Origin of the sequence: Kribbella sp. NPDC006257 (assembly GCF_040613535.1) — a bacterium.
Classification (GTDB): Bacteria; Actinomycetota; Actinomycetes; order Propionibacteriales; family Kribbellaceae; genus Kribbella.
The window spans coordinates 103479-116173 of the sequence record NZ_JBEXSJ010000026.1; the positions used below are offsets into that span (position 1 = coordinate 103479).

The 12695-nt window shown below is 67.8% G+C and carries 11 protein-coding genes; 6 read left to right on the plus strand and 5 right to left on the minus strand.

Annotation, left to right across the window (positions count from 1 at the left end; all coding sequences use genetic code 11):
* Positions 1 to 32 precede the first annotated feature (32 nt).
* Positions 33 to 1244: a DUF418 domain-containing protein gene (locus ABZ004_RS27920; RefSeq protein ID WP_355684033.1), complete on the plus strand. Its 1212-nt coding sequence runs from the start codon at positions 33 to 35 to the stop codon at positions 1242 to 1244.
* Between the two features lie 74 nt (positions 1245 to 1318).
* On the plus strand, positions 1319 to 1951 hold the full coding sequence (locus ABZ004_RS27925) for a GNAT family N-acetyltransferase (protein ID WP_355684034.1): 633 nt from the start codon (positions 1319 to 1321) through the stop codon (positions 1949 to 1951).
* Here ABZ004_RS27925 and ABZ004_RS27930 read toward each other — a convergent pair.
* Complete coding sequence (locus ABZ004_RS27930) at positions 1942 to 2904, minus strand: helix-turn-helix domain-containing protein (RefSeq protein WP_355684035.1); 963 nt, start codon at positions 2902 to 2904, stop codon at positions 1942 to 1944. The two genes, ABZ004_RS27925 and ABZ004_RS27930, sit on opposite strands and share 10 nt — an antisense overlap.
* A 52-nt stretch (positions 2905 to 2956) precedes the next feature.
* On the opposite strand from ABZ004_RS27930, the gene ABZ004_RS27935 reads away from it, so the two are divergent.
* Complete coding sequence (locus ABZ004_RS27935; protein WP_355684036.1) at positions 2957 to 3343, plus strand: cupin domain-containing protein; 387 nt, start codon at positions 2957 to 2959, stop codon at positions 3341 to 3343.
* A 19-nt stretch (positions 3344 to 3362) separates the two neighbouring features.
* Here the strand turns inward: ABZ004_RS27935 and ABZ004_RS27940 are convergent, their stop codons facing one another.
* Entirely contained in the window at positions 3363 to 4040 is a 678-nt protein-coding gene (locus tag ABZ004_RS27940) for an alpha/beta hydrolase (RefSeq protein ID WP_355684037.1), read from the minus strand.
* A gap of 162 nt (positions 4041 to 4202) precedes the next feature.
* Between ABZ004_RS27940 and ABZ004_RS27945 the strand changes: the two genes are divergently transcribed.
* On the plus strand, positions 4203 to 5918 hold the full coding sequence (locus tag ABZ004_RS27945) for an alpha/beta hydrolase (RefSeq protein WP_355684038.1): 1716 nt from the start codon (positions 4203 to 4205) through the stop codon (positions 5916 to 5918).
* A 467-nt stretch (positions 5919 to 6385) separates the two neighbouring features.
* Here ABZ004_RS27945 and ABZ004_RS27950 read toward each other — a convergent pair whose 3' ends face one another.
* The 3 genes from ABZ004_RS27950 to dapB form a co-directional block, all read right to left on the minus strand.
* Positions 6386 to 8881, minus strand: coding sequence for a tetratricopeptide repeat protein (locus ABZ004_RS27950; RefSeq protein WP_355684039.1), 2496 nt, complete (start codon positions 8879 to 8881; stop codon positions 6386 to 6388).
* Between the two features lie 141 nt (positions 8882 to 9022).
* Positions 9023 to 9478, minus strand: a complete 456-nt coding sequence (locus ABZ004_RS27955; protein WP_355684040.1) for a hypothetical protein — start codon at positions 9476 to 9478, stop codon at positions 9023 to 9025.
* A 31-nt stretch (positions 9479 to 9509) separates the two neighbouring features.
* Positions 9510 to 10247, minus strand: a complete 738-nt coding sequence (dapB, locus tag ABZ004_RS27960; RefSeq protein WP_355684041.1) for a 4-hydroxy-tetrahydrodipicolinate reductase — start codon at positions 10245 to 10247, stop codon at positions 9510 to 9512.
* Positions 10248 to 10262: 15 nt separating this feature from the next.
* Between dapB and ABZ004_RS27965 the strand changes: the two genes are divergently transcribed.
* Entirely contained in the window at positions 10263 to 10397 is a 135-nt protein-coding gene (locus ABZ004_RS27965; RefSeq protein ID WP_355684042.1) for a hypothetical protein, read from the plus strand.
* Between the two features lie 685 nt (positions 10398 to 11082).
* Positions 11083 to 12695, plus strand: a 1613-nt coding sequence (locus ABZ004_RS27970; protein WP_355684043.1) for a hypothetical protein, incomplete at its 3' end; no start/stop codon positions are given.

Here is a 12695-nt window from a genome sequence, read left to right on the forward strand (position 1 = left end):
CCCCACCACAGTTTTCTCAGAGAGGGACTCCCGTGACGCATCTCGCGACCTCACCCGCCGTCTCCGCCGACCATCGCGGTCCGGTCCGGGGCGCCGAGCGGGCGCTGGCCCCGGACCTGATCCGCGGCGGCATGCTGCTGATGATCGGCCTGGCCAACGCCGCCAACTTCGCCTTCGCCGGCAGCCCGGGCCTGAACGGCACCCCGCACGGCCTGGAGCGGATCCTCAACTTCCTCAAGATCACCCTGGTCGACGCCCGGGCCTACCCGGTCTTCGCGGTGATGTTCGGCTACGGCCTGGTCCAGCTGGCTCGGCGCCAGCGGAACTCGGGCGCGACGCCGGGCGCCGTACGGAAGATCCTGCTGAAGCGGAACAGCTGGCTGGTTGCCTTCGGCCTGGTCCACGCGACACTCCTGTACTTCGGGGACTTCCTCGGCGCCTACGGCATCGTCGGAGTGCTCTGCACCTTGCTGCTCCTCAACCGCGGCGACAAGTTCCACCGGATCGTCCTAGTCATCTGGGGCGCTCAAGTCGTCTACACGATCGTGGTCGCCGCCATGACCGCACTGGCCGTCATCGGCTCATCCGGGCCTACCCACGGGATGACGAACGACCCGAACCCGTCGCTCGGTGCGACCAGCTACTTCGCCAGCATGGTGGACCGGCTGCACGAGTGGCCTGCGCACACGGCGTACGTGCTCGGCTTCGTTGTCATCGTCTGGTTGGGCATGTGGGCCGCTCGCAAGCAGCTGCTGGAGAACCCGCAGGCACACCGGGCACTGCTGACCCGTGTCGCCGCCGTCTGCATGAGCATCGTCGTCCTTGGTGGCCTGCCGCTCGCTCTGGTCGCCGCTGGTTGGTTGAAGGTGGATGACGCGGCCCTGAGCTCGATGACTTTCCTGCACAACATCAGTGGGCAGTTCGGCGGACCTGGGTACGTCGCACTGTGGGCACTCCTGGTCGGCAAGCTGCTGGCTCGCCGCCGGCCGCTGAGTACTCCGGTCGTCGCAATCTCCGCACTCGGACAGCGCTCGATGTCGGGCTACCTGTTCCAGTCGGTGTCCTGGATGCTCCTGCTGGCACCGTTCACGCTGAACCTGGGCGACCGGCTCGGCAACACCGCCTTCACCGCAGCCGGTGCCGCGATCGTCGTCTGGACCGTCTCGGTGATCGCCGCCTATCAGATGAAGAAGCACAACTACCGGGGTCCCGCCGAGACGCTGCTACGGCGACTGACCTACTGACCCTCTAGCCGCCGCTCGGCAGGACACCTCCCCGACGGGTGTCCTGCCGAGAGGCATTTGACAGGATGGGCGGCATGAGTGACGACTTCGGCGTACCGGAACCAGAGCACCTGACATCGATCGGTGCTGCCGAGGACCCGATTGCCGAGTCGAGTGTGCGCCTGGCGTTGCCGGCCGAGGCCGATGCGATCGGGCAGATCCAGGTGGCCGCTTGGCGTCGCGCTTATGAAGGATTGCTGCCGGCCCAGGTGCTCGCGGATCTCGACCCGATGCAGTTCTCTGCCCAGTGGCGGGCCGCTCTGTTGATGCCGGGCGAGGCGCGGAACCGGGTGATGGTCGCGCTGGCTGGTCGGACGCTGGTTGGGTTCGCTGCGATCACTGCGTCTGATGACCCTGATGCGGATCCGCGGCACGATGCTCTGATCGCTGAACTGGCTGTGGATCCTGAGGCGACTCGTGCCGGGCATGGGTCGCGACTGTTGAACGCAGTGGTCGACACCGTGCGGGCCGATGGGTTCAGCCGGGTGACTGTTTGGGTCAACGCGACCGACGACGTTCTACGCGCCTTCTACACCGAGTCCGGGTGGGCGCCTGATGGCGCGCATCGCGAACTCGATCTGCACGGCGACGGCTCGGTCCGGGTCAAGCAGCTCCGGCTGCACACCGATCCGTCCGAGCGCACCGAGCTGGATCTCACTCAGGCCTGAGCAAATCGCTTCCGGTATTCACTCGGCGGCAGGCCGGTACGTCGTCTGAGCTGGAGGCGGAGGTTGGTCGCCGTTCCGAGACCGCATTGGCGGGCGACCGCGTCGAGGCGGATCTCGCCTGCTTCCAGGAGACGGCACGCGAGCGCGACTCTTTCGCTGGTCAGCCACGCGAGCGGCGTCGTACCGAGTTCTGCTTGGAAGCGGCGGTGCAACGTCGCCTGACTCATCGCCGCATGGCCCGCGATGTCGGCGATGGTGAGTGGGCTGGCCAACTCGTCGCGGATCCATGCGAGGAGAGGTGCGAGTGAGGTGTCGGCGATCGCCGGCACCGGGCGGTCGATGAACTGACGCTGGCCACCTTCGCGGTGGGCGGTGTAGACGAGCCGGCGGCTGACCAGGTTGGCGATCTCGGCGCCGTGATCCTGCCGGATGATGTGCAGCCCGAGATCGAGCGCCGCGGCACTGCCGGCTGCTGTCAGAACGTTGCCGTCGTCAACGAACAGGACTTCGGGTCCCAGCTTCACGGCTGGGTACATGCGCTCGAACAACTCGGCCCAGCGCCAATGCGTGGTCGCTCGGCGGCCGTCGAGGACACCGGCCGCCGCGAGAGTGAAGGCGCCGGTGCAGAAACTGACCATCCGGGCCCCGCGCGCGGCAGCCCGGCGTACGGCCTGCTGGACCTCCTCGGACGGGGAGACCTCGGGGTCCGGGCGGTTGGGCACGATCACGGTGTCGGCGGTCTCGACGGCTTCAAGACCGGCCGGGGCGGTCAGGGCGAAGAAACCCGAGTGCATCTGGGCCGGGCCACCCGGCGTACAGAGGGTGAAGTCGTACCAGCGGCGGCCGAGTTCGGGGCGGCGGAGGCCGAACAGCTCGGTCGCGACGCCGAGCTCGAACGGGTTCGAGCCCTGGTCGACGATCACCACGACGCGGTGCGAGGATTCTTTCGGCATGTGCTATTCCTAGCACTCACGGACGGTGGACGCACGCGGCCAGGATGGTGCGGTGACCAACGAACCGATCGACCTACGGGCCGTCCTGAAGACCTTCGACGAACTGTGGAGCCCGCGGATCGCCGCGCGGATCAACGACTACGACGTGCGCGTGACGCATGTCGCCGGGTCCTACATCTGGCATGTCCACGACACCACGGACGAGTTCTTCCTCGTCCTCGAGGGCGAGCTGAGCATCGCCCTCCGCGACCCTTCCGAACGCGTCGTCTCCCTCACCCCGGGCACCGTTTTCGTCGTACCCCGCGGCATCTACCACCGCCCGTTCTCCGACGCCGGAGCCGACATCGTTGTGATCGACCCCGCCGGTACGCCGACCACCGGCGACACCCACGACGCGCTCCCCGACCACATCAAGACCCACACCGGAATCCCGATCTGACCTCTCGTACGACGAGGCACTAGCTGCCGAAGCGAGCCTGGATCGCCGCCAGCAACTCGGCCGGCCGGGTGCGCTGGACCGCGTGCCCGGCCCCCTCGATCGTCACCAGCTCGGCGTCGGGGATCAACTCGGCAACCTTCACCAACAGCTCCTGCGGCACCCCACTCGTCGAGCCGCCACCGACGACGAGAGTCTTCGCCGTGATCTTCCAAAGGTCCGCCCACCAGGCCGGATCGGGATCAGCCAGCTGCCCGAAGATCGAGACGATCACCTGCCAGTCGAACCCGGGATCCTCCTCTGGCTCCGGCGGCACCGTCCAGTCCCCCTGCCCGTCCGGCGGCGGACTGTCGACGAGGATCAACCCGGTCAGCCGTTCGGAGTACTGCTCGGCAAAGATCGCCGCCACCGTGCCGCCCATTGAATGCCCGCAGAGCAAAAACTCGTCCAGCCCGAGCTCGTCCACAAACTCGAGCAGATCGTCCCGCATCAACTCGAACGAGTACTCCCCCGCCCGCACGCTCCCGCCATGCCCCCGCTGATCCAGCGCGATCACCCGCCACGTCTCACTCAACTCCGGAACAACTGCCGCCCACGCCGAGGCATCGGTACCCGATCCGTGCACCAACACCATCGCCGGCGCATCCTCCGCCCCGAACTCGTCGTACCGAAACCCGCCCGCACCCAACTCAACCTTCAACAGCCATTTCCTTCCAGTGCCGATGTTGCCGTCAACGTAACCGGCCGGCGGTCTATAGCAGTTGGGCGTTCTTTCGACGGGCCGGGGGTGGTGGTCGCTCGCGAGAGGATGACGTGACAGGTTGTGATGGTTCGAGCACGATTGGCCATCACTGGAGGATGTATGACGTTGCGTACCCTGGCCGCCGGCCTCGGTATCTCTGCTCTCTGCGCGACTGCGGTGCTGGTGGTGCCGGGGTCCACTGCGACGGCGTCGTTGCAGCAGACGAACGCCGTACAGGACGGACCCAACCGCGTCGCCAGGAAGTATCTGGACCAGAAGATCAACTGGCAGGTCTGCGGTGATCCGGAACTCAAGACGTCCTGCGCCAGGATCGTCGTCCCGCGCGACTGGTCGGATCAGGCGCGCGGCATCGACATCCAGCTCGCGATCAGCAAGTCCGGGTCGGCCAAGAAGCCGAGCCGGGTGGTGTTCGGCAACCCCGGCGGCCCTGGCGGTGCGGGGCTCGGCATGGCGCCGTACCTGGCCAGCCTCCCGGCACTCGCCAAGGACCACCTCGCCGTCGGCTTCGACCCGCGCGGCACCGGCGACAGCACCAACGTCACCTGCCAAGGCGCACCCGCCTTCACGATGGACGCCCGCGACCGCCACCCCTGGAATCTCGACCTCATCGCCGAGGCCTCGAACCTCACCCGCCCGTACTGCGAGGCGCAGTCGCGCGGGCTGCTCCCGTTCGTCAACACCGTCCAGACCGTGCAGGACATGGACCTCGTCCGGCAGCTGCTCGGCTACGACAAGATCGACTTCGTCGGCTACTCCGCCGGCACCTGGATGGGCGCCTACTACCAGACCTACTTCCCCACCCACGTCGGCCGCTTCGTGCTCGACTCGAACACCGACTTCACCGCGCCCTGGCTGAACACCTTCATCGCCCAGCCGCAGGCCTTCGAGCGCCGGTTCCGCGAGGACTTCGCACCCTGGGCCGCGAAGTACGACGCCAAGCTCAAACTCGGCGGATCGCCACGCTTGGTGATCAGGACCTACGAGCGGCTCCGGGCGGCACTGGCGAAGCAGCCGGCGACCGAGGACTTCCTGGACGGCTCGGTGCAAATCAGCTACGACCAGAACACGCTCGACAATATCGTCACCGGGGATTTGTATACAAAGGCGGATTTCCATTCCCTCGCGCTCGATCTGGCATTCCTGCGCGACCTTTCCGACGCGCAGCGCAAAGGCGGCGCCCGGGCGGCCCAGCACAAGGTCGACCAGCTTCCGATGGCGCGCCAGCAGGACCTGGTCCGGCGGGCGTCCCGGCGTACGGTCGGCATCACTCCGTTCGGGCAGCCCTTCGCGGACGACGCCGAGAACGCGACCTTCACGGCCGTCACCTGCAACGACACCGAATGGCCGCAGGGTCGCGAGTACGGCGAAGTGCTCGCCGCGCGACTCGGCCCGAAGTACCCACTGCTCGGCTGGTCGATGAGCGAGAACCCGTGCGCGTACTGGAACCGGCCGAACCTGCGGCTGCGGATCCCTACAGGCAAAGGCTTACCGACGACGTTGATGGTCCAGTCGGTGCACGACCCGGCAACGAATGCAGCACTCGCCACCTCCGCCCACAGCCGGTACGCCGGTTCGCGGCTGCTCACGATCACCAACGAGGGCGACCACGGCATCTACGGCGGCGTGAACAAGTGCGCCGACAAGATCGTGAACACCTTTCTCACCACCGGCCGGGCACCGGCGAAGGACCTGTCCTGCGCGGGCGAGGGCATCCCGGCACCCTCGGCGGCCGACCCCGGCGCCGAGGGCGACGAGGCACCGCTGGTCCGGATCGCCGGATTCACGAAGGCGGTTTCCGGATATCTGCACTCCTGAGCTATTTCTGCGGTCGCTCAGTGCTACTTTCCGGTGTTGATCATTTCGTCATTCCAGCCGGTTTTCCAGCACGGAGAGAAAACGCCTCGTCACGATCGGCAAGATCGTGGCGAGGCGTTCGTTGTCAGGACATGTTTGTCAGGGCGATGTCAGGGTTCCGTCCCTGTGCGACAGAGCGTGACCACGACAATCTTGAGTCAGCGCGGGAGAACCGTCAGCGTCGACCGGGAGGGCTCGATGCAGCGGGGATCATCGCCGACGTGGCTTCGGCCGGCTGTGAGGTGGGGGGACTGCCTGGGGGGTCAGACAGAGGCCACAGCCGGCCGGGCCAGGTAACGGCGCGATGACCGCTCCCGGCCGCAGATCCCTCGCGGGGTACCTTCGATCCCCCAGGTCGTGGTGCCTCGCGAGGCTTTTTCTGTGCCCAGGCTGGTCATCGGGTCGATGGGTACGCATCGGCTGATGACCTAGAGCCGGAAGGAGCGGTCGACTTCCGAGGTTGGGCCTGGATAGCCGTCGGCGACGGCCGCCAGCGGTGCATGGCGGCCGGCGGACCAAGCCGCGCGGAAGGCGCGCCGGTCCAGACTCGCTTCGATGGCCTGTTTGGTCCGCTGGAGATCGGCCTTCTCGATCTCCGGGACCGGGGCGCCGATGACTTCACGGACGCCGTCGGCCGCGCCGAGCAGGAAGGCCGCGTACTCCGTCCGGTTCCGCTGCTGGGCCACGGTCGCCAGCTCCTCGAGCACACTCGCCGAGCGCCAGCGATCGCCCAGGTCCCGGTGTTCGGCAAGGCTCTCGTCGAGCAGGTGCACCGCTCGTTCGGTCAGTCCGCGTCGCCGTTCGACGATGCCGAGCTGGTTCAGCGACCAGGCCACGCCTTCGCGATACCCGAGCCGCTGCGACAACGCCAGGCTCTCCTGCAGCAACTCCTCGGCCTCAGCCAGCTCCCCGGCGTACTGCGCGATCGTGCCGAGGCTGATCAACGACCAGGCCAGGCCTTCGCCGTCGCCGAGCACCCGGAAGCTGTCCCGGGCCCGCTTGCACCGCCGCGCCGCGATCTCCAGGTCGCCACGCAGCCAGGCGACGAAGCCGAGCTGGTTGTGCGCCCACGACATCCCCGAGCGGTCACCGAGGCTCTCGAAGAGGTCGTAGCTCTGGCAGTGCAGGTTCTCCGCGGTCACATAGTCGCCGCGCTCGCGCGCCACTCCGCCGAGCCGCTGCATGACCAGCGCAGTACCGGCAGTGTCGCCGAGCTCCTTGTACTGCGCGAGCGCCGACTCCAAGCGCGTCGTCGCCACGTCGTACTCGCATTGCAGGAACGCCAGCATCCCTGCCCCGAGACAAGCTTTGGCCTTGTACGGCGCGAGCTCGGTGTCACCCTTGTCGGCCAGCTTCAACGCGCGTTCGAGCCAGTCGCTGCCTTCGGCGTAGTGGCCGCGGAGATAGCAGAACAACCACAACCCACCGGCCAGTCGAACCGCTTCGGTCACCGCGCCGGTTCGCAGTGCCCAGGCCATCGCCGCGCGAAGGTTGTCCAGTTCGCCGTCGAGCCGATCGAGCCAGTCGCCCTGATTCGCCCCGCGCAGATGGGCTTCGGCCTCTTCGGCCAGTGCGATGTAGAACCCCGCGTGGTTCCGCGCGGTCTCCTCCTCCAGCCCGGCCGAGGCCAGCTGGCCGGCGGCGAACTCGCGGATCACCGCGAGCATGTCGTACCGCCCGATGCCGCGATCGCGCGAAACCCGGATCAAGGACTTGTCGACCAGCCGACTGGTCAGGTCCAGCGCCCCGGCGCGCTCCAGCGGCCCGGGCACCACCTGCCCGGAAAGCACGGCGGCGGCGGCGTTCAGCGACCAGCCGCCCACGAAGACCGAGAGTTTCGCGAACAACTCACGCTCAGCGGTCGTCAACAGCGCGTGGCTCCAGCCGATCGCGCCGGACAACGATTCCTGCCGAGGACCCGCCGTACTGGATCCACCCGCCAGGATCGCGAATGAGGACTCCAGCTCGGCTGCCAGTTCCTCTACGGTGAGCACGTTCGTCCGCGCCGCGGCCAGCTCGATGGCGAGCGGCATCCCTTCCAGGCGGCTCACCACGCGCGCGACCTGGTCGATCTGCCCGCTCGGTTGATGCCCCCTCGCCGTCGCGCGATCGACGAACAACCGCACGGCCGGCGAAGTGTCCAGCTGCTCGTCACTCTCGGGCAGCGCAAGCGGCGGTACGACGTACACGCTCTCGCCCGGCACCCGCATCAGCTCGCGACTCGTCGCCAGCACGGTGAGATTCGGGCAGCACTCCAGCAGCACTGAGACGGCAGCGGCCGCGTCGGCGAGAACGTGCTCGCAGTTGTCCAGCACCAGCAGCAGACTTCGGCGGCCGATCTGCTCGGCGATCTCCTCGATCAGCCGCCCGCTGTCCAGCGGATGCAACCCGGTCGCAGCGGCGATCGCCGGTGTCACGGCAGCCGGATCCGAGACCGGCGCCAACGGCACCCAGCAGACGCCGTCGTCGAACCGATGGCCTACCAGCGTTGCCACGGCGAGGCCGAGTTGGGTCTTGCCGACTCCCCCGGGGCCGCTCAAGGTGAGCAGCCGGGTGACTCGCTCGCCGATCAGCCGGGCGGTTTCCTCGACCTCGGTGGCCCGGCCGATCAGCTCGTTGGCCGCGACCGGCGGCACCCGCATGACCGAACGAGTGGTGTCGGCATCGCGCCGGGCGGCAGCCGTCAGCTGGGCGCGATCGGGCGCACCGAGCCGCAGTGCGTCCGCCAGCAACCGCAACGTGTGCGGTCTGGGCGCACGACGGCGTCCCCGCTCCAACGCCGCGATCGCGTCGACGCTCAGGCCGGCCAGTTCGGCCAGCTTCTCCTGGGACAGTCCGGCGTCGCGCCGGTGCCGTCGGAGCAAGTCACCGAAGCCAGTGCCCTGCACGTCGTCCGAGCCGCGGCGAGACCCGTCTGATGGCAAAGGACGGCTCCACCCAGTCTCCGACCTGTCGACACGGCGGTCGCCGCGTCACTGAGAAGGTATCCCGTACCCGCCCGGATTGTCAGGCGGAACGGCTCGTTCCTCGGCAACTCACAGGAAACTCCCCGATTCCGGGCAAGATCAGGCCGGATCGTGCGGTGCCTGGTCGTGCTGGGCGATGGCGGTGCGCATCGAGGAGCGGGCGCGCTTGCGGTCGCCGGCCGCGTCGTACGCCGTGGAGAGCCGGAACCAGACCCGCCAATCCTCCGGCGCCGCCTCGGCCTCTTCCTTGAACTGCGTGAACGCCGCGTCGGCCGCAGCCCGGTCGATCCGCCCCGACGGCCTTCGCGGGAGATCATCGACGGGCAGGCCGCCGGCTTCGGCCAGTTCGTGCGCGAGCGCCTCGGCCCGGCGACCGAACTGGATCTCCCGCCAGACCAGGTACAACCCGACGAGCGGGATCACCAGCACGGCGACCCCGAGCACGATCGCGACCGGGTCGCCGGTGCCGATCAGCAAGACGCCGCGCCAGCCGAGCAGCACGGCGTACGCGATGAAGACCACCGCGATCACCACGACGGAACGCTTGGCCGTCATGCCACTCCAGGTCGGGCGAGTGCCGGTCTCATCAGTCCAGGTCGAGGAAGTGCTCGAGGCCGACGGTCAGGCCCGGGGTGTCGACGACCCGCCGGATCCCGATCACGACGCCGGCCATGAACGACTCGCGGTCCATCGAGTCGTGCCGGATCGTCAGCGTCTCACCGACGTCACCGAACAGCACCTCCTGGTGCGCGATCAGCCCGCGGAGACGGATCCCGTGCACCCGGATCCCGTCGACGTCAGCACCTCGCGCGCCGTCGAGCGCGGTCGTGGTGGCGTCAGGGATCGGCACCGCTTTGGCTTCCTGCCGGGCAGCCGCGATCAGCTCCGCCGTGCGCCGCGCAGTACCGGATGGTGCGTCGACCTTGTTCGGGTGGTGCAGCTCGATGATCTCGACCGACTCGTAGTACTTCGCGGCCTTCGCGGCGAACTGCATCATCAACACCGCACCGATGGAGAAGTTGGCAGCAACCAGTACGCCGGTACTACGGTCTGCCAGCTGCTTCCGGAGAATCTCGAGGCGCTCGGCATCGAACCCCGTCGTACCGACGACCGCGTGGATCCCGTGCTCGATGCACCACTTCAGGTTGTCCATCACGACCTCAGGCCGGGTGAAGTCGACCACCACCTGAGCACCCGTCAGCTGCTCCAGGTCGTCCCCTTGGTCAAGCGCAGCCACCAACTCGAGCCCCTCGGTCGCCTCAACCGTCCGGCAAACCTGAGACCCCATCGTCCCCTTGGCCCCCAACACCCCAACCTTGACCATCCGCACCCTTCCTAGATGTCGTTCCGCGCTCAGGATCTCATCCGCAACCAGAAGAGCACCCACGAGCCTCCGCAGCTCGCTCCTGCGTCGCTCACCCTCCGGTTCTCCCACCCACCCCAGGACGCGGGCTCCTACGTCGCCCGCTGGTGATCGCACCCGGATCGCGCGATCACATGTTGCCGTAAGCGAACCGCGCCGGGCGATCGCTCGGAACGCAGTCCTCCTTCTCGCCTAGCCAAGCACCCACGAGCCTCGGCGGCTCGCTCCTCGGTCACTCGCCCTCCGGCTCCCGACCTAGAACCCGGGGGTCCTACGTCTCCCGCTGAAATGAAGGCGCCCGCCGTCGCCGGATCTCCTCATCCGGTTGGACGGCTCCACCCTCGGCGCGCAAGTGCCGGCGTCGCCCCGCGATCAACGCGGCGCCGACCACTCACACGAGCGGACACCCCGACCGAGCCGCGCCCCTGCCTCAGATCCGTCCGGCGAAGACCGCGACTAGATGGGCGACCGTCTTCGACTTCCCTGCGTTCAGCGCGCACTCCAGCGGAGCGTCGGTACCTTGCAGTCTCGTCGGGTCCCGCCACCTGAGGGGTGTTGGGTGCTCCAGCTCAGATCGGCCAGGCAGCCAGGCAGCGTCGCTGCCGCCAGCGATCTGTGCAGTTCGGTTCAGCCATCTCTGATGGTCTCGTCGCAAGTTGCCGCCAAACTGCTTACCGGGTCCTCGTGTCAGGGCTTCGGGGCATCCGCGTTTCCTTGCAGGGTTGGGTTTGTGGGTTGTCCACAGGCCTCGCTCGCGATTGGTTCCCGAGTCGTTGCTGGGTCTATAATCGAGCGTATGTTCGAGAGCCCTGCGGAGATGGTGGCCACGATGGCTTCGGTAGCCAGCGTGGACATCGCGCTGCTCGACGCCGACGGTCTGCTGGAACACCTGTCGACGATCCAGCAACTGGAGTCCGCACTGGCCGCCCGGAAAGCCGAGACGATGGTCGCCTTCCACTACGCCCTGTCCGGCACCTCTGCCGATCTCGGCCACGAATCACCACGACCAGGAGACCGCCCTGCCGGTCCGACCGAGCGGCGCTGGTCAGGTGACGTGCTGCGTTCGGTGACCGACGAGCTCGGCCTGACCCTGAGCGCGCACCGCAAAACCGCTGCGTTGTGGCTGAACCGGGCCGCGGTCCTGGTCGACCGGTTCCCCACCACGCTGCGGTTGCTGGGGGTCGGTGGGATCCCGGTCGCCGCCGCCCAGCACATCGCCCGTGAACTCGCGCTGATCGTCGACGACGACCTGCGCGCCGCGGTCGAGGCGATCGTGCTGGCCTGGGGACGCCGCTACGGATGGCGGCGGATCAAGAAGACCGCGCAACGAGAAACCCAGAAAGTCCTCGCCGAGTACGAATCGCTGCTACACGCCCAACGCCAAGACGAACGCACCACCTACACCGTCACCCACAACGGCGGCACCTCCGACCTCGTCGTCTCCACCTCCGCGATCGACATCACCGCGATCATGGCCGCTCTCACCCTGCGCGCCAGACAACTCCGACGCGACGGCGACCCCCGCAACCTCAACCAACTCCGCACCGACCTGGCCGTCAACCGCCTCCTCGGCAACGACCAAACCACCACCAATCCCCACACCACCACCGGAAACGGCGAACCTGCCAGCAGCGCCACCCCAAATAGACACCCGAGCAACACTCACCCCGAGCCTGCCCGCAACGCCAGCCCTACCGCGGACACTCACACGAGCAACGTCCATCACGAGCCTGCCTGCAACGCCGGCCCCACTGCGGACGCCCACACGAGCGACGCTGACGCCGAGTCTGCCGCCGGCGCTGAGCCCGAGTGGTACACCGCGCCTTCGGATGCGGAGCCGACCGAGAGCACCTCGGGCGACGAGCTCGTGCCCGCCGCAGGCGAGACCACCGATGTCGCCTGTGTCGCGAGCCCGGGCGCCCCGCGTTCCGACGCGACCGCGGAGGCCGAGAACGCCTCGAGCGACGAGCGCAGACCCGCCACGGGCGACACAAGCACCAACATCGACAGCGCGATCAGCAGCACTGCCGACGGCGAGACATGCGCCACCGCCTACGGCGGGACCAGCACGGACGCCTGGGCAAGGTCTGATCGAGAGGACGCGCTAGCCGCAGAAGCGCCGGTCGCGGCTGCCACGACGAGTTCGAGCATGGCGAATACGACCGCCGAAAATGTCTCGAGCGGGGACGCCGCGGATCGGTTCACGGATGTCGGTATGGGTGGGGTTTCGGTACCGCCGGAGTCGGGGTTGAACCCGGCGGTGGCGATCCAGGTCGTCATCCACTGCACCTACGCCGAAGCCGAAGCGCTTGCCACCGGGGCGATCTGCACCGGCGGGGAACTCCAAGGCTACGGACCCCTTCCCCAAGACGCCCTCGCGATGGCGTTCAGCAGAGCCAAGTTCAGATA

Excerpts from the sequence above, each read along its gene's own strand:
- ABZ004_RS27925 (WP_355684034.1), top strand. The coding sequence starts at position 1,319 with ATGAGTGACGACTTCGGCGTACCGGAACCAGAGCACCTGACATCGATC.
- ABZ004_RS27945 (WP_355684038.1), top strand. The coding sequence starts at position 4,203 with ATGACGTTGCGTACCCTGGCCGCCGGCCTCGGTATCTCTGCTCTCTGC.
- ABZ004_RS27965 (WP_355684042.1), top strand. The coding sequence starts at position 10,263 with ATGTCGTTCCGCGCTCAGGATCTCATCCGCAACCAGAAGAGCACCCAC.
- dapB (WP_355684041.1), bottom strand. The coding sequence starts at position 10,247 with ATGGTCAAGGTTGGGGTGTTGGGGGCCAAGGGGACGATGGGGTCTCAG.
- ABZ004_RS27955 (WP_355684040.1), bottom strand. The coding sequence starts at position 9,478 with ATGACGGCCAAGCGTTCCGTCGTGGTGATCGCGGTGGTCTTCATCGCG.
- ABZ004_RS27930 (WP_355684035.1), bottom strand. The coding sequence starts at position 2,904 with ATGCCGAAAGAATCCTCGCACCGCGTCGTGGTGATCGTCGACCAGGGC.